Source organism: Kaistella soli (genome assembly GCF_019038595.1).
In the GTDB taxonomy this organism is placed as follows: Bacteria; Bacteroidota; Bacteroidia; order Flavobacteriales; family Weeksellaceae; genus Kaistella; species Kaistella soli.
In genome coordinates this window covers 37648-60050 of record NZ_JAHOPF010000003.1, presented here as the reverse complement: position 1 = coordinate 60050, position 22403 = coordinate 37648, and the positions used below count along the sequence as shown (strand labels likewise).

Sequence of the window (22403 nt, the reverse complement as noted above, 5' to 3'; positions counted from 1 at the left end):
TGTTAAATATTTTTTAAAATTTGTTTCACTAAATCTTCTACAGAAAACTCCGGATTCTGCTTAAGAACACGGTCTGCAATTTTCTCGCTCATCTTTTTGGCAATACCCAAAACCTCTAATGCAGATAACGCTTCTTCTTTTACTTTATTATCTACAAATGTAGAAATATTTTCGGCAGATCCCTTGAATTTTTGGACTTTATCGCGCAAATCGACAATGATACGCTCGGCGGTTTTGGCTCCGATTCCCTTCACCTTTTGCAGCAGCATACTGTTGTCGGAAAGAATGGCAGTAGCGATCTCCTCAAGGCTTAAAGAAGACAGCATAATGAGGGCTGAAACCGGCCCTACACCGTTAACACTTATTAACAGATTGAAGAGTTCTTTTTCTAAAATTGTGTTAAAGCCGAAAAGCAGATGCGCGTCTTCGCGGATAATCTGCTGAATATTCAGAAAAGTTGGCTTGCCCAAAACAAGTTTTTCTGAGGTCTGAAGGCTGATCCCGACATAGTATCCAACACCGTTGACGTCAATGATGACTGAAGTGGGATTAAGTTCCTGAACCGTTCCTTTTAACGAATAAATCATCTGTGCTAATATTTTTTTTAAAGAAGCCAAATATAGGATTTTTAAAATTTTAATCCTTATGGTTTTCTCTTTTCTAATTAAATAAGCATTTATTAGGGTATTTTACCTAAAATCGGTTAAAACGCAACGAAAAATATTTTAGCACGCATCTAAAAGATGAGCAGGATCCTACTTAGACTTTCTCATAATAATACCTCCCTTATGTGCAATCAGGAATATGAATGTTTCTTTATAGCGCATACTATAACCATGCTATAAGCATACTATATCCATACTATATTATAAAGGCGCAACTTCTATTCTAATACCTGTAGCAACAAGTTTTTCAGCCTTGTTATAAAGATGAAAGATAAAAAGAATAAAAAGTCGGGGGTGATCAGAATTGGCAATGGAAGGACGATAAACCAGGAATAACAGCAGCTTATTTAAAAAATAGCAGGTCCTGAGATCATCGTGAGAATCCGTTCTGAGGAATTTTTGATGAGGAGGTTACACCACCGTGATTTTTGCTGAAAAAACATGCTGCTATTTACAATGACGGGGAAATTCAGCAGCCAATACTTTATTATGTTTAGCACAGCGGCGGAGCGTAAGGCGACAAACTTAACCCGAAAAAAGCTATAAACTCTTTTTTGCCTACTCTTTTTTGCAGTATAAAAGTTTCGAAGATGATTTTTACACTTGTCCCTTATTATATGTGTAAATTAAAACATCAGTTCATCATACCTCCAGCGAGTCAATACAAGTCCTGCGTTTTCATTTTTTCGAATGGTTGGTTCAATCAAAACAGCTACAAAAACTACGGTTCCATATCCGCAGTGTAAAATAGATTTGCTGTAATTTAAATCTGTTTGCCAAGAACAACAACGAAATTTTCAATTCAGTTACATTTTCACTCCCGTGATGAAATTTTACCTGTTTTTTCACCACCATAATAGGCAGCGGTATAGCCAGTAGAAGAGGATTTGTGTGCGCAAACCACTTCGCAAAAGTTTGATAATAAAGACCTTCAAAAAGTTAAAAATCCCTTCCGCAAATTTATCATAATTTAACAGTTAATTAACGGATTATTAACCCTTTATAACATTTTTAGGTATAATTTTAGTTAACATAATATATAACCAAAAAACATTATTATTATGGCTACAAGACAAAATTCCGGATCAGGAAGATCGAATTCTTCCTCCGGCAGAGGAAACTCAAGAGGCAGAAACCAGGAAGAAGATTTTGACTTAGAAGAAATCTTCCAGCAGGCGTACGAAGACGGTTACGAAGACGGTTATGCGGATGCACAGGCCGACGAAGACTATGACGATGACTACGAGGACAGTTATGAGGAATTCTACGAAGACTATGACGACGACGATGATGAGGATTATGATGATGAAGAGGACGATGACGATGACGATGACGATGATGAAGACGGAAGAGGAAATAACGGTAACCAAAGACGGGACAGCCAGGGCAGATTCAGCTCATCAGGTTCCAGAGGAGGTTCTTCAAGAGGCGGCTCAAGAGGCGGTTCTCAGGGAGGTTCAAGAGGTGGTTCTTCCAGAGGAGGAAACCAGGGCAGTTCTTCAAGATCTTCAGGCTCAGGCAGCGGATCTTCAAGAGGAGGCCGGGGAAATTCTTCGGGAGGTTCACAGGGCGGATCTTCAAGAGGCGGTTCATCAAGCAGCGGTAGCCGTGGCGGTTCCGGTGGCGGAGGCGACAGAAGAGGTGCACGGGAAGGACATCCTTTCTTCGGAAATCAGTACACTTCAGGCCGTGGCGGTTCACGTTCAGGAAGCGGTTCTTCAAGAGGTTCCCAAGGTGGAGGCTCCAGAGGTGGTTCTTCGAGAGGCGGAAGCCAGGGCGGCGGTTCTTCCCGCGGTGGCGGAAGAGGAAACGGTAACCAAATGAGAGACAGCCAGGGCAGATTTACTTCGGACGGAAGAAGTGCACGTGGCGGATCTGGCCGTAGAGGCGGTTTCGGAAGCAGAGGCGGAAGAAATTCTTAATTAAAAATAACAAGGGCCGGCTGCCATGGTCGGTCCTTTTTTCTAAACACATTAAATAAAATATTATGGAATCAGATAAAACAAAAGCAGCAGCAGCTTCCACTGCGGAAGCTACAAAAACAGCAGCTAAAAAAAGCACCGCCGGACCCGGCACAACAGCTTCAAAAAACGGGACTGCAGGCAGCAGGTCTGAAAACCGGGATTACAGCCAGGAAGCAACCAAAGATGGTGCGCTGTATAAATTTTTCCTGGACGGTCTGAAGGACATGTATTTTGCCGAAAAACATATTCTTGAAGCTCTGCCCAAAATGAAAGAGGCAGCAACTACCGAAGAACTTCAGGATGCTTTTGAGGACCATCATCTGGTGACCCAAAAACAAGTTTCAAGACTTGAAAAAGTATTTAAGTCCATCGGAGAAAGCGCCGAAGCAAAAAAATGTGATGCCATCATCGGTATTGTAAAAGAAGGTGAAAACATCATCAAAGAAACTGAGGAAGGAAGCATGACCCGGGATGCGGCGCTTATCATCGCAGCACAGAAAGTGGAGCATTATGAGATCGCATCTTACGGCGGACTGGTAGCTTTAGCGGAAACGCTGCAGCTGGAAAGAGCCGCAGATTTGCTGCAAATGACTTTGGAAGAAGAGGAGGATACTGACCTCGACCTTACCGATATCGCTGAATCTTCTATCAATTTCCGTGCTGCAGATGAAGAGGAAGAAGATGATGATGACGATGAAGAGGAGGATGATCACGATTATGATATGGAATAAAAAAAAGCAAGCACTCTGCTTGCTTTTTTGTATCCGTTAGAGATCAAAATTCGGTTAGCTGCGCATAATTAATGAGAAAATTTATTGAACATTAAAAATATTTATGATAACATTGCTAATAAGTTTTTTACCATAAGGATTCATTCTTTTATTTGCGTGCTCGCAACACAATAAACTACAAAACGCACTGGATTTATTTGCAACTCTGGAAACTGAAAAATCCGAAAATCATGAAAAGCTCACCGTTCTTTAAAAGTTATCTGATGGGTGGTTTTGAATGTGCTGATCACATCAACCGCCATGGCCAAAGAGTAAACCTCCTGAAAGAAACCGAGCACGATCTACGTGTACACGGAGATTACAGACTGCTGACCTCGCTCGACATCTATACCGTTCGCGAAGGAATATGCTGGAGTGAAGTGGAGAAAACAGAAGGAGAATATGATTTTTCTGGGGTGCTTAACCGAATCCGTGCGGCCCGCGAAACAGGCGTCCAGCAGATCTGGGACCTTATACATTTTGGGTATCCTGACGGGCTCTTCCCTACCCATCCGCATTTTGCTGACCGGTTCGAGAAACTCTGCCGGACTTTTGTAAGGTTCTATAGGAAACACAGCAGCGAAATATTATACGTAGTTCCGATCAACGAAATCAGTTTTCTGTCATGGCTTTCAGGCGATGACAGAGGCACTGTCCCTTTTGCGGTAAACAGCGGCTGGGATCTCAAATACCACCTTTGCCAAGCAGCACTTCAGGGAATCCGTGCAATGAAAGAGGAAGATCCCAACTGTAAAATCGTCCTCGTTGAACCGCTGGTTAAAGTACACGGTCCCGATTCCGATGAAATTTCTATCCGCAACGAATACCAGTTTGAAGCAATGGATATTATTGCGGGAAGAAGATGTCCCGAACTCGGAGGTGACGAAAGTTATCTGGAAATTTTAGGGTTCAATTATTACTGGAACTGCCAGTGGAAAGCTGATGCTGAAAGTCTTTGCTGGCCCGATCACGCTAACGAGAGAATTCCTTTACATCAGCTTCTGCTCAATGCATATCAGCGGTATAAAAAGCCTATGTTTCTTTCCGAAACCGGGCATTTCGAAGACAGCCGTGCTGAATGGCTGGATGAAGTGGCAGCCGAATGTATTATCGCCGCAAATGAGGGCGTCGATTTTCACGGCATCTGCATCTATCCTGTTACGGACAGACCAGATTGGGACAACCTCAGCGTTTACAGCCGGTGCGGGATCTTTGATCTCGACGAAGAAAAAAACCGGGTACCCGATCCTGAATATATTCTTTCGATTTACAAACACTCCGAATTCATTGAGGAAATGGAGGAATTAAACATTTAACAAACTATTATGGATACCAATAAAAGAATTACGGGAATTACCTTCAGCTGTTTTGATCTGCTGCATGCGGGACATATCCGTATGCTTGCGGAAGCAAAAGCACAGTGCGATCACCTTATCGTCGGCTTACAGACCGATCCTACGATTGACAGGCCGGAAAAAAACAAACCCGTGCAAACCGTGGTTGAAAGATATGTTCAGTTGAAAGCCTGCAAATATGTGGATGAAATTATTCCCTACGCTACAGAGCAGGATCTGGAAGACATTCTGAAACTGTATTCCGTTGATATAAGAATTATAGGCGTGGAATACAGAGACAAAAACTTTACAGGTCGAAAATTCTGCGAAGAACACAATATCGTTCTGTATTTCAATGAACGCCATCACCGGTTTTCGAGCAGCAACCTCCGCAAGGAAGTGTATCATAGCGAAAACACCAAAATGAAAGCGCAGCGCCAAAACACCCTGGAACTTCACAAATAACTAATATTAATAAAAATTCCATAACAATTTCTTTAAGAATGAAAAAATGGCTCTATCACAACAGCCTTTCTGTTGTTTTTCTCCTTTTGTTTTTATTTGGTTTAGCGGGCCAGATTTACTTTGGGCTGCTTGAATATAACAAAGACCTTCAGGAATGGGGCGGAAAAACAGTAAGCCTTGGCCAATATCTGCAGTCGGGTCATTTTATTGAAGCTACTTTCGAAAACTGGGAAAGCGAGTTCTTACAGATGGGTCTCTTGGTATGGTTCACCATTTTTCTGAGACAGAAAGGTTCTTCAGAATCCAAAGACATTGAAAAACCCAATGAAGTAGACAGAACCCCCTCTCCTACCCGCAAAGGAGCGCCCTGGCCGGTCCGCAAAGGCGGTATATGGCTTAAACTGTACAAAAACTCACTTACTGTCTCGCTTTTTCTTTTATTTGCGGCATCTTTTGTGCTCCATGTTTACGGAAGCCTATGGGATGCGAACACTCAGAATCTACTACAGGGAAAACCATTACTGAAATTCAGCGAATACCTTACAGACTCGCGGCTGTGGTTCGAATCCTTTCAGAACTGGCAGAGTGAATTCCTCTCTATATTCGGCATTATCGTACTTTCTATTTTTTTGAGGCAGCAGGGCTCATCCCAGTCCAAACCTGTGGATGCCCCGCACAGTGAAACCGGTGAATAATAAAACGCAGAAACTGATACCAAAATTAGTATGATGCTGAAAAACCAACAGGCCGCCTTAAGGTGATCGTATGATCATCCTCTTTCTATTTGATTCTAAGATAAATTTTAAGTTCAGAACCTTTATCCACTTCGCTCTGCAGCATAATTTTACCGCCTGCATTCGTTACAATTTCCTTAACCAAATGAAGGCCGACCCCCGTTCCTTCAATATTGTGCTTCAGACGGCAATACTTTGAAAAAACCTCATCCTGTCTGCTGGCTTCGATTCCTACGCCGTTATCCTTTACGGCGATTACAAGGAACCCGTCTTCAGTATAAGATGTGACAGAAATTTCCGGCTTTCGCTTTTCGGACCGGAATTTCAAAGCATTATTCACCAGATTATAAATAACCGTCCTGAGTTTTCTTCTTGAGAAGGTAATCTCACGAACATTAATATTAATTTGAATCATAGCCCCGGTCTCAGTTATATTATCGCTGAGAATACTGTGGACATCTTCCAGGATATTTTCAATACTGAGAAGTTCTTCCTCTCCGGATATATCATAGCAGTTTTTTCTTTCAGCGGCAAGATCATTAATCAGCGCATGCATTTTACATAAGGCATTATCGACAGTTTCAAGCAGAGAATTATATTTTTTGGTTTCGACAGGTTTAGTTTTTTTAAGCAGCCCTACAGCCAATACGAGATTAGTTAGGGGATTTTTAATGTCGTGACAAATCGTATCCAGCAGAATTTCGTAGTCAGCAACCAGTTTCTTCTGTACCATAAGCTCTTCGACTATCGCAGTAATTTCCACAAAAGTAACGATCACCCCCTCTGTCTTCTTGTCCTAAAGGAGGATATAAGGAAAAATATTCATCTGATACCACCGCCTGTCCACGGTCTGAATTTCCTTTTCAAGTATTTCACCGGTATCGGTTACCTTCTGAATATTATCAATGATAGAAGGAAACCGGAAATTATCCTTAATCTCTTCAATCGGCCTGCCGATATCCGAGTCTGCAAGACTGAACTGCTTCATCGCGGGAGGAGAAAATTTCTGAAGCCGCAGCGAACCGTCAATAAAGAGCTGCGGAATAATTGTATTTCTGAAATAATTCTCCAGAAGTTGATTGTGAAAACTGAGTTCCCGGATCTGTTGGTTTTTACTGGGCATCTCTGTAAATATTTTAAAAATGTCAGCCGGATTTTCCTCCCACCTCTTCTCCCCAGCCCCTCACGGAAATTTCACCTTATTTTGAAATTAATAAAAGCGCTTCACCCTGCAGAACCTGCAGGATGAATTATTATTCTAAAATTACTGATTTTTTTTGTATGCGCGGAAAATATTTTAAGAAAGATTGGGAAGTTATTTCCATGGGTCAAGCACCACTTTGACACAGCCATCCTCTTTTTTATCAAATATTTCATACCCTTTAGCCACGTCAGTCAATGACATGCGGTGAGTAATTACGTCATCAAGAACTACCATTCCGTCTGTAACATACCCCAAAAGTTTGTCGATTACTGCATGAACCGGAGCCTGCCCGGCTTTAACGGTAAGTCCTTTATCAAAGATCTGCCCCAAACGGAAGTTGTCATAATTTACCGGATAAACGCCGAGTATGGAAATCCTTCCTCCCCTTCTTGCAGCACTGAAGCAGGCATCCAACACCTTGATACTTCCCTTCTCGAAATTCACCGTTGCCTTTACCCGGTCTAATATATTGCGCTCCGGCTCAAAACCTACTGCGTCAATACAAAGATCCGCACCGCGCCCCTGAGTAAGATGCCGGATTTCTTCCACTGTATCCTTTGCATTCTTCCACAGAACGGTTTCGCAGCCTGTCTGGGCTTTAACCCGGTCAAGACGGTACTGCAGAGTATCAATTACAATTATTTTTGAAGCACTGTGAAGTGCTGCACTTTTTGCTGCCATTACCCCTACCGGTCCGGCACCGAACACAGCAACAGTTTCCCCTCCCTTTAATTCACCCCACATTACTCCGGTGTAGCCTGTAGGGAAAATATCGGTGAGAAAAAGAACCTGAGAATCGGTAAGGTGATCCGGCACTTTTCGCGGTCCTGTGTTGGCAAAAGGAACGCGGACATATTGCGCCTGTCCGCCATTATAACCCCCGTACAGATCGCTGTAACCAAACATGCCTCCACCTTTTTCAGTAAGGATTCCGCCTTCGGGTCCATACATTTCCGGATTACTGTTTTCACAGTGACCCGGAAGGTCATGTTCGCAGAAAAAACACCCCCCGCAGGCGATTGGGAAAGGTACCACAACACGGTCACCTACTTTCAAACCGTGGACATTACTTCCTGTCTCTTCTACAATTCCCATAAATTCATGTCCCATCACCATAGGACGGGCCTGGGGAATACCACCTGAGTACATGTGGAGATCACTACCGCAGATGGCAGTGGAAGTTACTTTCAGAATCACATCGTCCTGAGCTTCAATTTTCGGGTCTTCTGTTTCGTCGCAGGTTATTTTCCCGGGACTGTGAAATACGGCTGCTTTCATATTTTTTATTTTAAATGTTTGGATTTAGTGTTTCGTCCTTTTAAATGACTGAAGAGCATTACTGCTGCTGCAGCCAAAGATGCTGCCAGCATCAGTTTTTTAGCGGTGGGAGAAGGCGGCGGAATCATGGTTCCCCCATAAATCCGGTGCGGTTCACCAGAGGGAGCCAATACGTTTCCGTTGGTTTCAGATAGATCAGAATTCTTCATCATCAGCCTCATTCCCGCGGACATACTGTTAACCATTAATTTTGGAAAAACGCCGTACAAATTTTTGAACAGCAAGGAGGACCAGTCGGTATATGTGGCTTTTTTAGGATTTTTCGCAGTATTCACCATTGTCGCGGCAAGCTCCCGGGGATCGAAGGAAAGCGGAGGTATTTTAGAGGAAAATCCTGAATATTTGGCGGAATGCATATTGCCGGTAGAACGCTGAATACCGGGATACAGTCCACAGACATGGATGTTGGAAAAATGCGACACCTCACCCTGCAGTGCTTCTACCATTCCTCTGGCACCGTATTTCGATGCGGAGTAAGCTGCGCCGTATGGAGCGGGCATCCAGCCGCCTATTGAAATATTATTGATAAGTACTCCTTCTTCCTGCCTTTTAAAAATAGGGAGAACGGTATGTGCGGCAAAAAGATAGCCCAAAAGATTTGTTTTAACCACCTGTTCCACTACCTCTACAGGCATTTCTTCAAGTTTTCCCGTCGCCATGACCCCGGCATTGTTAATCCAGACATCGATACGGCCGTTGAACTGCAGCGCCTGTTCAGCAAGGTGCTTTACCTGCACGGCATCCGATACATCGGTGGGAACTGCAATTGCACTGGCACCTAAATCCCGGCACAGGGCAAGGGTTTCCTCCAATGCAGCCTCACCCCGGGCGGCTAAAACTACGGAACACCCTTCGATGGCAAAAGCTTCAGCAGCGGCACGTCCTATCCCGCTGCTGGCACCGGTAATTACTACTGTTTTCCCGCTCAGGGAATGTATGTCAAATGTTTTATCCATTTTTGATGAGTTTAGAAAATTGAGATGCTAACGCAGCATCAGCATAGCGAATCAGATGCCCATTATTACGACTCTGATCTGCTCAGGTGCGCCGCTGGCGGTACTAATCATCACCGAATTTTTATCGATAACAGTAATTCCGCTGTTAAGCTCATTCCCCGTAGCTACATTATATAATGCGACAATAATATCGGTAGTTCCCAGATTGTGCCGGATCGTAGTGGTTTCGCCCGGGATGGTCACGGCAGTTCCCCGTGCAGTTACTGGTGTTGATGCGTCCATAATATAAAGATTTAGAGATTTATAGGTTTAAGGTTTTCGGTAGCAGGTGCTGTAAGCAGATTGCCGTCGGTATCAAACCTAGATCCGTGGCACGGACAGTCCCACGTCTTTTCGGCGGTATTGAAACGCACGGTGCATCCCATATGAGGACAGGCAGCGGTAAGGAGTTTCAAAGCATCTTCTTCATCCCGGTAAGCGGCCACATTTTTTCCTTCAAAAACAATGATTTTCCCTTCCCCTTTTTTAAGCGAGTCGAGTTCTGCTTTTTTATCTGCGGCGAAACGGTCTTTAATCAGATGAAAGACGACATCTGCATTTTCCTTCACAAATTCACGCGCACTTGCAGTGAATTCCAGACGGGAAGGCGATACGGTTTCCGCCAGTCTGCTTTCCGTGCCATCTATCAGATCAGCAATAATACCAGCCGCCAGGGTTCCCCATGTCATTCCGTTTCCGTTATAACCTGTAGCGATAAAAACCCGGTCTTCACCCGGCATTTTACCGATGTAAGGCAAACCGTCCACGGGAACATAATACTGGGCTGACCACTGCGCGACAATATCAGTGAAAGTAAAATGATGGTGAGCATAAGCTTTCAAAGCTTCGAAAGGCCTGACAGTATCTTCTTCATGCCCGGTTTTATGGTCGAATCCGCCGATGATGATATGCCATGCTCCGTTAATCAGCTGATAGCGGAAATAATGATAAGGATCACAAAGATCGGCTCCCTGTGCCAGCTTCATTGGAGAACCATCAATTTTCGCTGCCAACGCATAGCTCCGGTACGGCGCATTCATGGTACTGAACCGTGTTATCCCTGGAGGAATATGCGTTGCCCAGACCAAATTCTTTGCTGTAAATTTTCTTCCGAATTCTGTCTGAACTTCTACCCCGTCACCGGTAGTTTTGTGACTTCTGATCCGCGTATCGAGTAAAATAGCGCCTCCTCTTACCTCAAATTCGTGTGCAAGAGCGGTAATATATTTTAGGGGGTGAAACTGTGCCTGACCCTCAATTTCAATTGCTTCGCGGAAAGGCACCCGGAAAGGAATTTCCGTCACCCGCTGTCCCGGAATTCCCAATTCCTGATGCGCGGCATATATATTTGCAAGCTGTTTATCATGCTTTTCTTCTGTACTCAAAAGATAAAAACTGCACCGGTCAAAGTCGCAGGAAATAGCACATTCCTCAATATTTTGAGCCACTATATCAACAACCTTTAGTGCATTTTCAGCAACGACGCCGGCAGCATCAGAGCCGAAACGGCTGATCAGGTGATCATAGGAAACATCAAAAAAATTATTTATATGCGCAGTGGTGCCTCCGGTGGTTCCGGATCCGATGCCGTGCTGCTCGATTACCAGACAGCGCTGCCCACGCTTCTGCAGTTCGAACGCCAGACTGATGCCCGTAAGTCCCGCGCCTACAATTACGGTATCAACCGTGTCCGGTATTTCTGCGGTATTCTGTAAGAATGAAGAATCGTCTTGCCAGATGCTTTTGTTTGTGCCGTCTCTTTTCATTTGGAATTATTTTTGTTTCCTGCATAAGATGAAAATGCTCAATAATTTATATATAATGTAAAAATAACCGATAAATAAAAGGGATATTTTAAAAATAAACAGAAAAATGCAAACTATTGAAAACAAAAACCTTGCCTTGCTTTCCCAATTATTCATAAAAAAGCGCATTACGGTTGCGGTTGCTGAAAGCTGCACTTCCGGGATGATCCAATTCACATTATCTCAGGCGCCGGAAGCGATGTCCTTTTTTCATGGCGGCATCACCGTGTATAATGCCGGCCAGAAAGCCAAACATCTTAACATCAATCCTATAATGGCCGAAGCATGCAATTCCGTTTCAAAGGAAATCGCGGAGCAGATGGCATTACAGGTCGCGCAAAACTTCAATGCTGAAGTCGGAATAGGAATAACAGGCTATTCACAGCCGGTACCTGATAAAAATATCGATAACTGCTTCGCATACATCGCGTTTAATATTAACGGTACAACGGCACTTTCTAAGATGATCAAAGGAAATCCTGCAAAATCCCTGTCCTATAATCAGTCTGAATATACACGCAAAACGGTCAAGGTGTTATTAAATATTTTAAATAAAAAATAAGACGGTCACGCGTATTGCTACTTAAATAAAAAAACTGCGGATAAATATATCCGCAGTTTTTTTTAAAATATGTTCGTAAAATTATTTTCCTTCCCGCATCTGTGCATCCAGCACTGCGATCGTAGCAAGGTTTACAATTTCATCTACACTTGCACGCATCTGTAATACGTGAACCGGCTGTTTCAATCCCATTAAAATAGGACCGACAACCTGAGCCACTTTCATTCCGCGGATAATTTTGTAGGAAAGATTTGCACTTTCAAGATTCGGGAAAACAAACACATTCGCAGGTGTAGTTCCTAATTTTGAGAAAGGATAATCTGAAAGATGATCGGCATCCATTGCAAAATCAGGCTGAATTTCGCCGTCCACAATCATGTTCGGGAATTTCTCATGAAGAATAGAAACGGCTTTCGCTACTTTTTTGGATGTTTCGGAAATCCCTGCAAAATTCTCAAAAGAGAGCATCGCAATTCTTGGTTCAATAGCAAAAGACTTCACCACCATTTCCGACATTTTAGCAATATTCACCAGGTCTTCGGAAGTAGGGTTCTGGATGATGGAAGCGTCGGAAAAGAAAATAGGTTTTTTCTCCGTTAAAATCATCATCATTGACGATACTTTGTCCACGCCTTTTTCCTTTTCAATTACCTCCAGTACCGGTCTGAGCGTAGAAGAATAATTTTTGGAGAACCCAACAATCAGGGCGTCGGTATCTCCGTTTCTGAGCATCAGGGGTCCGAAATAATCTCTCTGACGCACGTATCTTTTGGCTTTATACTCGTTCATGCCTTTTCGCTGACGCAGCTTCCAAAGGTCATCTCTGTATATTTTACGGTTTTCTTCCTGATCGTCATCTGCAGGATCTACAATCGGAACATTGAGATCGATTCCGAATTTCTTCATCTGCTCCTGTATATATTTTTTCTCACCCAAAAGAATCGGCTGAGCAATGCCTTCTTCATAAAGGATCTGCGCCGCTTTCAGGACATTGTATTCTTCGGCATTTCCAAGAGTTACTCTTTTCGGATTGGCTTTTGCGCGGTTCTGCATCATTCGGATCAGCTTCTCATCACGCCCCATTCTGTCCAGAAGTGTATTTTCATACTCATCGAAATCTTCAATAGGTTTACCGGCAATTCCACTCTCCATCGCTGCTTTGGCTACCGCTTTTGAAACTCTGGTGATCAAACGGTTATCAAACGGTTTCGGAATGAAATATTCTCTGCCAAAACTTAAACTCTTTAAATTATAAGTGAGAATTACCGCTTCAGGAACAGGTTCTTTCGCAAGATTTGCAATAGCATGTACCGCTGCCAGTTTCATCGCTTCATTAATGCCGGTTGCCTGAACATCCAAAGCACCGCGGAAAATATACGGGAAACCAAGCACATTGTTCACCTGATTAGGATAATCACTCCGTCCTGTTGCCATAATGGTATCTTTCCGGGTTTCCATTGCCAAATCATATTCGATCTCAGGATCCGGATTGGCCAAACCAAAAACAATAGGATTTGAAGCCATGGATAGCAGCATCTCCGGCGTCATCACATTTCCTTTGGAAAGACCGATAAAAACGTCGGCACCTTTCACGGCATCATTTAAGGTTTCAATATCGCTTTGTGCAACGAAATCTAATTTTTCAGGGGTAAGATTTTCTCTTTTGTGATTAATAACTCCTTTGGAATCGCACATCAGAATATTTTCTTTCTTTAGTCCCAATTCCACGTAAAGCTTTGTACAGGCAATGGCTGCAGCTCCTGCGCCGTTCACCACCATTTTCACCTCATCAATTTTCTTTCCTGCAATTTCCAGCGCGTTGATTAATGCCGCTGCAGAAATAATCGCTGTACCGTGCTGATCATCGTGCATTAGAGGAATATCGAGCTCTTCTTTCAATTTCTGTTCAATATAAAATGCTTCCGGAGCTTTAATATCTTCTAAGTTGATTCCGCCGAAAGTGGGCGCAATTCCTTTTACAATCTGGATGAATTTATCAGGATCTTTTTCATCGATTTCAATATCGAAAACATTGATGTCGGCAAAAATCTTAAACAAAAGTCCTTTCCCTTCCATCACCGGTTTTGATGCTTCCGCACCGATATCTCCCAACCCCAGAACTGCGGTTCCGTTAGAAATTACCGCCACAAGGTTTCCTTTTCCGGTGTAATCGTAAACCGTTTTTGGGTTTTTCTCAATTTCCAGACACGGTATCGCAACTCCAGGTGAATACGCTAAAGAAAGATCCCTCTGCGAAGAATGCGGTTTTGAAGGGATAACCTCAATTTTTCCTTTCGGCTCGTTTTTGTGATAATCGAGTGCTGCCTGGTTAAAGTTTTTTTCGTCTCGGTTCGTTTTGCTTGACATAATTTTTCTTTTTTTTGCAAACTGCAAGTATAAAGTTGCTGGCAACTTTTTAAATGATGTGAATTTTTATATTTAACTTAAATTCAGAATGTATTTTTTGTGGTAATCTACTAAACTTTCGATCGGTTTCTGCACTACTTTTCCGATCTGCAGATTCAGCTCTGCCGCGGCAGCCCTTAAAATATCTTCATAAATATAAGCGATATATCCAATAAAATTAATTTCTAGTTCGCCCGCTTCCGGATAAGGTAAAACCTGATAATCAAGAAAATTTTTCATTTCATCAAAGACCATATTCTGAAAATACGGATGCTTTTTTCTTTCCGCTACAAATTTATTGAATTCTCCAAGATAAGCATTGGCTCTCGGGTTGTGATACATGCTGCGGATCGCCTCTTCGATGGTCAGATTATAGGTCGCGATGAAATCAGCTTCCAGATCCTTCGGGAGTTTTTTCATGAAAAACCTTCTCAAAAGATGTTTTCCTAAAGCACTTCCGCTGCCTTCGTCCCCGATCAGAAAGCCCAGTGAAGGCAAATCTGTCCGTATTTTTGTGCCGTCAAAATAGCAGGAATTGGAGCCCGTTCCCAAAATACATATAATTGCCGGTGTTCCGTTATACGCTGCATACGCCGCTGCGGTCATATCTTCTTTCACAGAAATCTCTGCAGTTGGAAAAGTTTTCAGAAACTCATCGGCCACTTTTTTGGCGTTATCCGGAGTTCCACAACCTGAACCGTAAAAGAACAGTTTTTCGATATGATTTTTAAGGAAAAACAGTTCCTGGTTTTTATCTATTTCCTGCATGATAAAATCCGGATTGATGATATTCGGATTGAATCCCAGCGTTGTGGTTTTGAGATTGAGTTTTCCGGAATTTTCCAGAATCACCCAGTCACATTTCGTAGAGCCGCCGTCAATAATGGCAATCATATGCTGTAAAGTTTAATCCGCTAAAATATTAATTTAATTCTAAACCTTTTCTTAAAGATCAATTTATTTTGAACACACAAAACCCGCGGTTTTGAAGTGCAGAAAAGCTAAATTTTCAAAATACCAAAAAAAACGGGCCGAACCCGTTTCCTGTATGATCTGAATATTTTGAATACATGATTATTCTACACTCAAAACGTCCACAATTTCGGGAGCGAACTGTTTAATGGTGCTTTCAACGCCCAGTTTCATGGTGGAAAAACTCATCGGGCAGCCATTGCAGTTTCCCTGAAGTTTCACATATACAACATTATCCTTCAAATCCACCAGTTCAATATCGCCGCCGTCCTTGTTCAGAAACGGGCGGATACTCTCCAGCGCTTCCAGTACTTTTGTTACGGTCTGTTCCTGTTTCGTTTCCATGTTTATCTTTTTGAGTGATCGTTTTTGATGTCTAAAAGTACATCAAAAATTTCTCATTTCGTTTTTACTTTTTGGGTGAACAACCTGCCATGGTTGTAATTTTAACAGCTTCGGTCGGCGGAAGATTTTTATTTCTTTCAACCAGACTTTCAATCATATTCTGAGCGGTTTTCACATAGATTTCTGAGATTACCGAACCTTCCTGCATTGCAGCCGGTCTTCCGACATCTCCAGCCTCTCTGATGCTCTGAATGATTGGAATTTCACCTAAAACAGGAATTCCCAAATCTTCAGCTAAAAACTGCGCTCCCTGATTCCCGAAGATATAATATTTGTTTTCCGGTAATTCATCAGGGGTAAAATACGACATATTTTCAATTAAACCTAAAACCGGAATATTGATACTTTCCATCTGGAACATTGCGATCCCTTTTCTTACATCGGCAAGCGCGATATGCTGAGGGGTGCTCACAATTACAGCCCCGGTAACCGGCACTTCCTGAATGATTGAAAGGTGAATATCACCAGTTCCCGGAGGCAAATCGATTAAAAGGAAATCCAGTTCTCCCCAGGCTGCATCACGAATCATTTGGTTCAAAGCTTTGCTAGCCATCGGTCCACGCCAAACTACAGCCTGATTTGCTCCGGAAAAATATCCGATAGAAAGCATTTTCACGCCGTAATTTTCAATAGGTTTCATTAAGTTTTTCCCGTCAATTTCTACAGAAATCGGTTTTGCACCTTCTGTATCAAACATTGTAGGAACGGAAGGCCCGTAAATGTCAGCATCCAGAATACCAACTTTAAAGCCCATTTTAGACAAAGTCACGGCAAGGTTTGCAGCGACGGTAGATTTTCCTACGCCACCTTTTCCTGATGCAACCGCGATGATATTCTGTATTCCCGGAATCTGTTTTCCTTTGATTAAATTCTGCTGAACTTCAGTAGGTTCCGGAGAAGCGATCTTCAGCTTCAGAACAATGTCTTCACCGAATTCTGAAGCGAAAGCCTGTTTCATGGCAGCTTCCAGTTTCTTTTTTTCGTGCATTGCCGGCGAATGTGCCGTCATATCAATATATACATCATTTCCCATCACCTGGAAATTGTGTACCAAATCATCTACTTCTATTTCTTTCAGAAAGGCCTGAACTTTATCTTTAGTCAACATAATTATCACATAAAAATTGTGTGACAAATTTACGGAAATTTTTCTTTAATTTAGAATGAATAAAAGTTAGAAGAGATGATATCAATCAGTCCCCGATGTTTTATGATGTACTTTTCTGCCGCTGTTAAAACCTGCTGCAATGAAGAATGCCGCGAACGATGGCAGCAGCCATTCCAGATGATGCTCTGACAGAGGAAGCCAGGTTTTGATCTCTTCAATATGAGGAGAAAACAGATTAAAATGCTTAAAAACAGAAAGCGAAGCAACCACAGCGGCAGTAGCTACCGCAGCGATGAAAGGAGTTTTAGAAAAGATAATTTTACCAAAAAACAGCACGGTAAGAATAAGCGCAAAGGTAATGGGATAAACAAAATCCAGAATGACTACCGCGTATTCGATAATTTCTTCAACGCTTTTTACTGAAAAATATGTAGAAACCAAACACGTGAGCAAAACCCCTGTTTTATAGCTCATTTTTCCTTTTGTAAGTTCTTCGAGAAAACTTCCCATTGCAGAAGTAAGCGCTATGGCGGTGGTAAGACAGGCTAAAGCCACAGCGATAGAAATAATCAGCGTTCCGGTTTCACCCATTAATGCTTTGGAAATATGCAGCAGTAAATCGGTTCGGGACACATTTTCAGAAAACGCATATCCGGAATGCGCACCGAGATAAATCAATCCGCCTAAATAAACAGCAGCGCAACCATAGAAATCAGGCCAGCCGCAATGGTGATTTTAAAACGGTCTTTGGCATTGGTATATCCTTTATCGATTGCCGCCGAAATAATTATTCCTGCAAAAATGACGGAAGCCAATACATCCAAAGTCTGGTAACCCTCATGAAAGGCAAAAACGAAAGACTGTTGAGAAGTTACATTTGTAGCCTGCGCAACCGCTGTGGGATTAAGCAGACCGACAGTAACCAAAATCCCTAAACTCAATATGAGAAAAGGAGTCAGGAAGTTCCCAATGATATCTACAATTTTAGATTTGGAAACCGACAAGGCCAACACGACCGCGAAAAAAATAAATGAAAAAAGAATATTGCTGAAATTGGGCAGCAACGGCTTGATTCCAATTTCGAAAGTTGCTGCTCCCGTTCTGGGGATCGCAACCAGCGGACCGATACAGAGCATAATCAGCAAAGCTAAAACCGTCACCACAACAGGATTTACCTTCCGGCCCAGATCTGTAAAAGAAGTCCCGAAAAGCACCACTGTAAGAACCCCTAAAAATGGAGAAACAATGCCTGTGGTAAAAAATCCGGCAATTGCAGCAAACCATTCGTCTCCCGTTTTCAGGCCAATAAATGGAGGCAGAATTAAATTCCCCGCTCCGAAGAACATCGCAAAAAGGGCAAAACCCAAAGTGACCGCTGTCCCTAATTTATTTTTCATTGGTTTAATCTTCAACAATTACAGTAAATCCCAACCAATTTACTTATTAAAAAGACTTTACAAATTTCCACCGTGATCTTCCAGCTGCCCTTCCCATTTGGAAACAGAAGAAGTTGCAAGCGCATTTCCAAGAACATTCGTCATACTTCTTCCCATATCACAGAAATGATCAATTGGAAGTATGAGTGCAATTCCTTCAGGCGGAATACCGAACATGGTGCAGGTCGCTACGATAATCACCAAGCTTGCGCGCGGTACTCCCGCGATTCCTTTGGAAGTAAGCATCAGCACCAAAAGCATCGTGATTTGCTGTCCGACGGACATTTCAATACCGTAAATCTGAGCGATAAAAATGGATGCAAAAGTCATGTACATCATGCTTCCGTCCAGATTGAAAGAATATCCTAAAGGCAAGATGAAGGAAACGATTCTGTTGTTACAGCCGAATCTTTCGAGTTCTTCCACTAATTTGGGGAAAACCGCTTCTGAACTTGTCGTTGAAAAAGCGATCAGTAAAGGTGCTTTGATTCTTCTTAACAATTCGAAGAGCCTGTTTCCTAGAATTAAATAACCCACCAACAGCAAGACCAACCATAAAATTCCGAGTGCAAAGAAAAAATCGCGGAGATAAATGGCGTACACTTTAAAGATTTCGAAACCATTTGTAGCTACCACTGCTGCTATCGATCCCAAAACCCCCAAAGGAGCGAACCACATAATGTAGCCTACCATTTTCAAAATGGCGTGTGCACAGATATCAAAAGCCTTCACAATTGGTTTTACATAATCTTCTCCCATATTGGCCAAAGCAACCCCAAACATGATGGAAAATACCACAATCTGCAAAACTTCGTTGGTGGCAAAAGCTTCAAATAAACTTTTGGGGATGATGTGTTTTACAAAATCTTCCATTGAAAATCCTTTGCTGGATTTCAGCAGTTCATCAGCTGATGCTGCGTCCTGAATGGGAAGTTTCGTAACATGCCCCGGTTCCAGCCAGTTTACCAATAGCAATCCTATAAAAAGTGAAACTAAAGAAGCAGTGATAAACCAAAGCATCGCTTTTGTTCCCACCCTGCCAATCATTTTCATGTCACTCATTTTGGCAATTCCCACGACAAGCGTAGTGAAAACCAACGGCGCAATAATCATCTGAACCAAACGGATGAATACCGTTCCCAGAAGTTTGATGTTTTTTGAAAATCCCTCAGCACTTTCAGGATATTGCGTGTGAACGATTCCGCCCATAATTACCCCTAGAATCAGTGCAATAATGATGGCAATGAACAGCTTGTTTTGACCTTTCATGTAGTTTGTTTTTTCGTAGATACCGTCCGCGGCAATGGTTTGCTACGGATTTGTAAGGCTACAAATATATGTTTTTTTATTAAATATATATTGACTGACCGAAGACAGGAGCTTTACACCAGAGCTTAAGAGGATGAGGAGTCAGAGGATAAGAAAGATCAGTTTTTACTGCCACCGAAGCTGTTCAGATTTACCGCCAGTGAAAGCATAAAATACCTTTTCAGAACAAGCTCTTCACGGTCTTCCAGATAATTGTCTCCTATCGTCTGAGTCGCATTCTGCCGTTGGTTAAGCAGGTCATTCACAGAGAACTTGAGTATCATCTGTTTTTTGAGAAACTGATAATTCACACTTGAATTCCAGAAATACGAACTCCGCGCAAAATCTGAGGCGATATTGTTATTTTTCACAAAAGTGAAATCATTGCTGAAAAAAAGGTTTTTACTGAAAAAATAATTGGTCACACGCAGTGAAAAATTCTGTCTGGAAGTATCCGTACGGTCGGTTTGGCCATTGGTATAACGGGATGTCGAAAAACTGAATCCATAAGAGGCCCTAAGATTCATCAAATCTTTAAGGTTGATATTTACCCCAAATTTGGGTGCAACGGTATAAGTGCTGTTGGTAAATTCCAAAGCATCAAGAAAACCTCTGCGGTAGCTGTAACCGGCCGAAAGTGACGGAACCAGATCCAGCTTGTTTCCATTCCATTTATAGGTTTTGGTAAGTGAAGTGGAAAAATTCAGCCTTTTATTGCCGCTGATATTCTCAAACGTTCTGAACTGCCTCCCTGAATCATCATAAAAAGAATAATTTACGATGTCGTTATCGGTATAGTTGAAACCCAGCCGTGAATAAAAATTAATCCCTTTGGCAAAATTCATCGTATTAAAGTTAATATTGGTGGAATTTTGCCACGTGCTTTTAAGATCCGGATTCCCCTGAATGGTTACTAAGGGATCCGAACTATCTACGTAAGGATTGAGATCATTTACGTCGGGAAGGGTATAATTAGCGGCATTGGAAATCCGCAGCGCTGTTGTTCTGTTGAATTTATAATTCAGCATCAACTCATATTCAGGTAAAATAAATTTTTTCTGGAAACTGTAATTCTGGAGATTATAGACTGACATTACATTCATCTGCGCAGTATTCAGGTTTGTACCGGCACGGAAACTATATTTTGATCGGTTTAAATTGTAAATCAGCCCTGTATTGAAAAGACTGTTATTTTGGTTCAGTTCATTTGATAATAGCGTGTTATAAATAGAGTAACCTCCGGTCGGTCCGTCAAAATCATTGACATTGAGTGTCCGGCCGAGTTTCTGCCTTTCGTAATTCACTTCCAGACTAACGGTTGCCGAATCAGAAACAGGTTCAGTATATTTCATATTCGTCCGGAATACGTTGGCAGCATTGTGAAGTTTTGAAAGCTGGTTTCTGTAATCATTCCGTTCCGGATCTTGGTAAAACAGCGTCTCCTGGAGGTTAAAATTCGCATTATTGTTTTGCGAAAAAACGTTGCTTAGCGAGGCAGATAGCGAGCGGTTCGGTTTCTCAAATTTTCTGATGAACCCGATCTGCGGTTTGAAACTGTTGGAGACTGTATTTCCTCTGGACGATCCCGTGCTGGTGTTGAGCAAAACACCGTCCCGCAGCGTCGAAGTATTGTTTTCAAGGGTAAGATCGGTAGCGTTATTGGAAAAACCCGTAGAAAAAGTAATTCGGGTGAGCGCATCGAGCGCAAGGGACGCATCAGTATTGAAATTAAAGGTTCTTTTGTCGGTATTCCCGCTTCGCTCGGAACGGTTATCCAGGGTATAATCTGGGAGAAAGGTGGTTCTGGAGATTTTAGAGAAAGTATCGAGGTTGCTGTCTTTGTACTCCAGACTGAATTTATCGAGGTCAAAATTACCGCCTATTTTATCTGAATAATTAAATCCTGCCATGGATGTCCGTAAAACACCTGTGTTGGCGGTTCTTCCGTTTGCGGCTTTGTTCCTGTTATTTTTTTCAAAAAACCCGTCCACGGAAAAATCTGACACGTTAATATTATTGGATCCTGCAATCACCGCTATATTACGGTCCTGCTGGAATTTCGCAAATAAGCCTTTAACATCATAGCGCCGGTTGGTACCATAACCGAGATTAAAATTTTTGATGGTTCCTTTGTTATTTTTTTCGTCAATATTGAAATTGACGGTGATACTGTCTGATTTGGGCGTCCTGCCCGTAAATTCCTCTTCTTTGGTTTTGGAGGTGGTGATCTGAATTTTTCGGATAAGATCGGCCGGAATGGTTTCCATTGCAATTTTTCCGTCTTTGTTAAAAAGCGGCTTCCCGTTAATCAGGATTTTGTTCACCGGTTTCCCGTTTACAGTCATTACCCCGTCGGCGTCGGTTTCTACACCCGGAATCTGCTCCAGCAACTTATCAATCTTTTCATCAGGATTCACTTTGAGGTAAGAAGCATTGTACTCCACGGTGTCTTTTTTTATCTGAACAGGAGATGCTTTAATGGTTACTCCCTCAATATCACTCACCATGTCTCTCTGTAAAAGCACTGTCCCAATTTTAAGATCTTGCTGTACGGTTTCAAACTTTTTCGAAAACGCCCGGAATTTGTCATGAGAAATCTGCAGAAACGTGGGCTCTTTCTGGGCCGGAATTTTAAAACTAAAGTTTCCGTTGGTGTCGGTTCCTGTGAAATTCACAACCGTGGAATCTTTTTGTTTGAGAAGAGTTGCCGCAGCATTTTCTAAAGGCTGACCGTCAGCATCCTGAACACGACCTTCAACCGTGAAAGTTTGCGCACCTAGTTGCGCAGCCAATAATAAAAATAGGAAATAAAGACTTTTCATTAATTTTTTTTCTGATCTTCTGATTCATGAGCACCGTAAAAGGAACGTCTACCAAAATGCTTAGCAAATAGCGTTCCTCTCAGGGACAATATACGGCAATCTGCAAAAAC

The 22403-nt window shown here is 42.3% G+C and carries 19 protein-coding genes and 1 pseudogene; 6 read left to right on the top strand and 14 right to left on the bottom strand.

Annotation, left to right across the window (positions count from 1 at the left end; all coding sequences use genetic code 11):
- Positions 1-2: 2 nt before the first annotated feature.
- Complete coding sequence (gene ruvA / locus KSK37_RS06145; RefSeq protein WP_088359904.1) at positions 3-587, bottom strand: Holliday junction branch migration protein RuvA; 585 nt, start codon at positions 585-587, stop codon at positions 3-5.
- Between the two features lie 1139 nt (positions 588-1726).
- On the opposite strand from ruvA, the gene KSK37_RS06140 reads away from it, so the two are divergent.
- The 5 genes from KSK37_RS06140 to KSK37_RS06120 all read left to right on the top strand — a co-directional run bounded on the left by KSK37_RS06140 (position 1727) and on the right by KSK37_RS06120 (position 5893).
- On the top strand, positions 1727-2587 hold the full coding sequence (locus tag KSK37_RS06140) for a hypothetical protein (RefSeq protein WP_217200164.1): 861 nt from the start codon (positions 1727-1729) through the stop codon (positions 2585-2587).
- 65 nt (positions 2588-2652) lie between these two features.
- A complete protein-coding gene (locus KSK37_RS06135; RefSeq protein WP_217200162.1) occupies positions 2653-3360 on the top strand; it encodes a ferritin-like domain-containing protein in 708 nt (235 codons plus the stop codon).
- A gap of 230 nt (positions 3361-3590) precedes the next feature.
- On the top strand, positions 3591-4715 hold the full coding sequence (locus KSK37_RS06130; RefSeq protein WP_088359532.1) for a hypothetical protein: 1125 nt from the start codon (positions 3591-3593) through the stop codon (positions 4713-4715).
- A gap of 9 nt (positions 4716-4724) precedes the next feature.
- Positions 4725-5198 carry an adenylyltransferase/cytidyltransferase family protein gene (locus KSK37_RS06125; RefSeq protein ID WP_088359531.1) on the top strand — a complete coding sequence of 158 codons (474 nt, stop codon included), beginning with the start codon at positions 4725-4727 and terminating at the stop codon, positions 5196-5198.
- Between the two features lie 38 nt (positions 5199-5236).
- Positions 5237-5893 (top strand): DUF6766 family protein, encoded by a 657-nt coding sequence (locus KSK37_RS06120; RefSeq protein WP_217200160.1) that lies wholly within the window; start codon positions 5237-5239, stop codon positions 5891-5893.
- Between the two features lie 85 nt (positions 5894-5978).
- On the opposite strand, the gene KSK37_RS06115 is transcribed toward KSK37_RS06120, so the two are convergent.
- From KSK37_RS06115 to KSK37_RS06090, 6 genes are all read right to left on the bottom strand, one after another.
- Positions 5979-6710, bottom strand: coding sequence for a sensor histidine kinase (locus tag KSK37_RS06115; RefSeq protein WP_217200158.1), 732 nt, complete (start codon positions 6708-6710; stop codon positions 5979-5981).
- 18 nt (positions 6711-6728) lie between these two features.
- Positions 6729-7055: a PAS domain-containing protein gene (locus KSK37_RS06110; protein WP_217200157.1), complete on the bottom strand. Its 327-nt coding sequence runs from the start codon at positions 7053-7055 to the stop codon at positions 6729-6731.
- A 192-nt stretch (positions 7056-7247) separates the two neighbouring features.
- Positions 7248-8414, bottom strand: a complete 1167-nt coding sequence (locus KSK37_RS06105; protein ID WP_088359529.1) for a zinc-dependent alcohol dehydrogenase — start codon at positions 8412-8414, stop codon at positions 7248-7250.
- 5 nt (positions 8415-8419) lie between these two features.
- Positions 8420-9430: an SDR family oxidoreductase gene (locus tag KSK37_RS06100; RefSeq protein ID WP_217200155.1), complete on the bottom strand. Its 1011-nt coding sequence runs from the start codon at positions 9428-9430 to the stop codon at positions 8420-8422.
- A gap of 51 nt (positions 9431-9481) precedes the next feature.
- Positions 9482-9712 carry a hypothetical protein gene (locus KSK37_RS06095; protein WP_088359527.1) on the bottom strand — a complete coding sequence of 77 codons (231 nt, stop codon included), beginning with the start codon at positions 9710-9712 and terminating at the stop codon, positions 9482-9484.
- 11 nt (positions 9713-9723) lie between these two features.
- Positions 9724-11235 (bottom strand): FAD-dependent oxidoreductase, encoded by a 1512-nt coding sequence (locus KSK37_RS06090; RefSeq protein ID WP_217200153.1) that lies wholly within the window; start codon positions 11233-11235, stop codon positions 9724-9726.
- 106 nt (positions 11236-11341) lie between these two features.
- Here KSK37_RS06090 and KSK37_RS06085 point away from each other — a divergent pair, with 106 nt between their 5' ends.
- A complete protein-coding gene (locus KSK37_RS06085; RefSeq protein ID WP_217200151.1) occupies positions 11342-11836 on the top strand; it encodes a CinA family protein in 495 nt (164 codons plus the stop codon).
- Between the two features lie 81 nt (positions 11837-11917).
- Here KSK37_RS06085 and KSK37_RS06080 read toward each other — a convergent pair whose 3' ends face one another.
- From KSK37_RS06080 to KSK37_RS06050, 7 genes and pseudogenes are all read right to left on the bottom strand, one after another.
- Complete coding sequence (locus KSK37_RS06080; protein ID WP_217200149.1) at positions 11918-14203, bottom strand: NADP-dependent malic enzyme; 2286 nt, start codon at positions 14201-14203, stop codon at positions 11918-11920.
- A 72-nt stretch (positions 14204-14275) separates the two neighbouring features.
- The gene (locus KSK37_RS06075) at positions 14276-15136 is read right to left on the bottom strand and encodes a BadF/BadG/BcrA/BcrD ATPase family protein (protein WP_217200147.1); all 861 of its coding nucleotides are present in this window, start codon (positions 15134-15136) and stop codon (positions 14276-14278) included.
- A 180-nt stretch (positions 15137-15316) separates the two neighbouring features.
- Positions 15317-15559 carry a NifU family protein gene (locus KSK37_RS06070; protein WP_088359522.1) on the bottom strand — a complete coding sequence of 81 codons (243 nt, stop codon included), beginning with the start codon at positions 15557-15559 and terminating at the stop codon, positions 15317-15319.
- 64 nt (positions 15560-15623) lie between these two features.
- Positions 15624-16727, bottom strand: a complete 1104-nt coding sequence (locus KSK37_RS06065) for an Mrp/NBP35 family ATP-binding protein (RefSeq protein WP_088359521.1) — start codon at positions 16725-16727, stop codon at positions 15624-15626.
- Positions 16728-16808: 81 nt separating this feature from the next.
- A pseudogene (gene brnQ, locus KSK37_RS06060) lies at positions 16809-18124 on the bottom strand (branched-chain amino acid transport system II carrier protein).
- A gap of 57 nt (positions 18125-18181) precedes the next feature.
- A complete protein-coding gene (locus tag KSK37_RS06055) occupies positions 18182-19432 on the bottom strand; it encodes a dicarboxylate/amino acid:cation symporter (protein WP_217200145.1) in 1251 nt (416 codons plus the stop codon).
- A 158-nt stretch (positions 19433-19590) separates the two neighbouring features.
- A complete protein-coding gene (locus KSK37_RS06050; protein WP_217200143.1) occupies positions 19591-22293 on the bottom strand; it encodes a TonB-dependent receptor in 2703 nt (900 codons plus the stop codon).
- Between the last annotated feature and the right edge of the window lie 110 nt (positions 22294-22403).

Coding starts and splice junctions, on each gene's coding strand:
- ruvA (WP_088359904.1), bottom strand. CDS start 587: ATGATTTATTCGTTAAAAGGAACGGTTCAGGAACTTAATCCCACTTCA.
- KSK37_RS06140 (WP_217200164.1), top strand. CDS start 1,727: ATGGCTACAAGACAAAATTCCGGATCAGGAAGATCGAATTCTTCCTCC.
- KSK37_RS06135 (WP_217200162.1), top strand. CDS start 2,653: ATGGAATCAGATAAAACAAAAGCAGCAGCAGCTTCCACTGCGGAAGCT.
- KSK37_RS06130 (WP_088359532.1), top strand. CDS start 3,591: ATGAAAAGCTCACCGTTCTTTAAAAGTTATCTGATGGGTGGTTTTGAA.
- KSK37_RS06125 (WP_088359531.1), top strand. CDS start 4,725: ATGGATACCAATAAAAGAATTACGGGAATTACCTTCAGCTGTTTTGAT.
- KSK37_RS06120 (WP_217200160.1), top strand. CDS start 5,237: ATGAAAAAATGGCTCTATCACAACAGCCTTTCTGTTGTTTTTCTCCTT.
- KSK37_RS06110 (WP_217200157.1), bottom strand. CDS start 7,055: ATGCCCAGTAAAAACCAACAGATCCGGGAACTCAGTTTTCACAATCAA.
- KSK37_RS06105 (WP_088359529.1), bottom strand. CDS start 8,414: ATGAAAGCAGCCGTATTTCACAGTCCCGGGAAAATAACCTGCGACGAA.
- KSK37_RS06100 (WP_217200155.1), bottom strand. CDS start 9,430: ATGGATAAAACATTTGACATACATTCCCTGAGCGGGAAAACAGTAGTA.
- KSK37_RS06095 (WP_088359527.1), bottom strand. CDS start 9,712: ATGGACGCATCAACACCAGTAACTGCACGGGGAACTGCCGTGACCATC.
- KSK37_RS06090 (WP_217200153.1), bottom strand. CDS start 11,235: ATGAAAAGAGACGGCACAAACAAAAGCATCTGGCAAGACGATTCTTCA.
- KSK37_RS06085 (WP_217200151.1), top strand. CDS start 11,342: ATGCAAACTATTGAAAACAAAAACCTTGCCTTGCTTTCCCAATTATTC.
- KSK37_RS06080 (WP_217200149.1), bottom strand. CDS start 14,203: ATGTCAAGCAAAACGAACCGAGACGAAAAAAACTTTAACCAGGCAGCA.
- KSK37_RS06075 (WP_217200147.1), bottom strand. CDS start 15,136: ATGATTGCCATTATTGACGGCGGCTCTACGAAATGTGACTGGGTGATT.
- KSK37_RS06070 (WP_088359522.1), bottom strand. CDS start 15,559: ATGGAAACGAAACAGGAACAGACCGTAACAAAAGTACTGGAAGCGCTG.
- KSK37_RS06065 (WP_088359521.1), bottom strand. CDS start 16,727: ATGTTGACTAAAGATAAAGTTCAGGCCTTTCTGAAAGAAATAGAAGTA.
- KSK37_RS06055 (WP_217200145.1), bottom strand. CDS start 19,432: ATGAAAGGTCAAAACAAGCTGTTCATTGCCATCATTATTGCACTGATT.
- KSK37_RS06050 (WP_217200143.1), bottom strand. CDS start 22,293: ATGAAAAGTCTTTATTTCCTATTTTTATTATTGGCTGCGCAACTAGGT.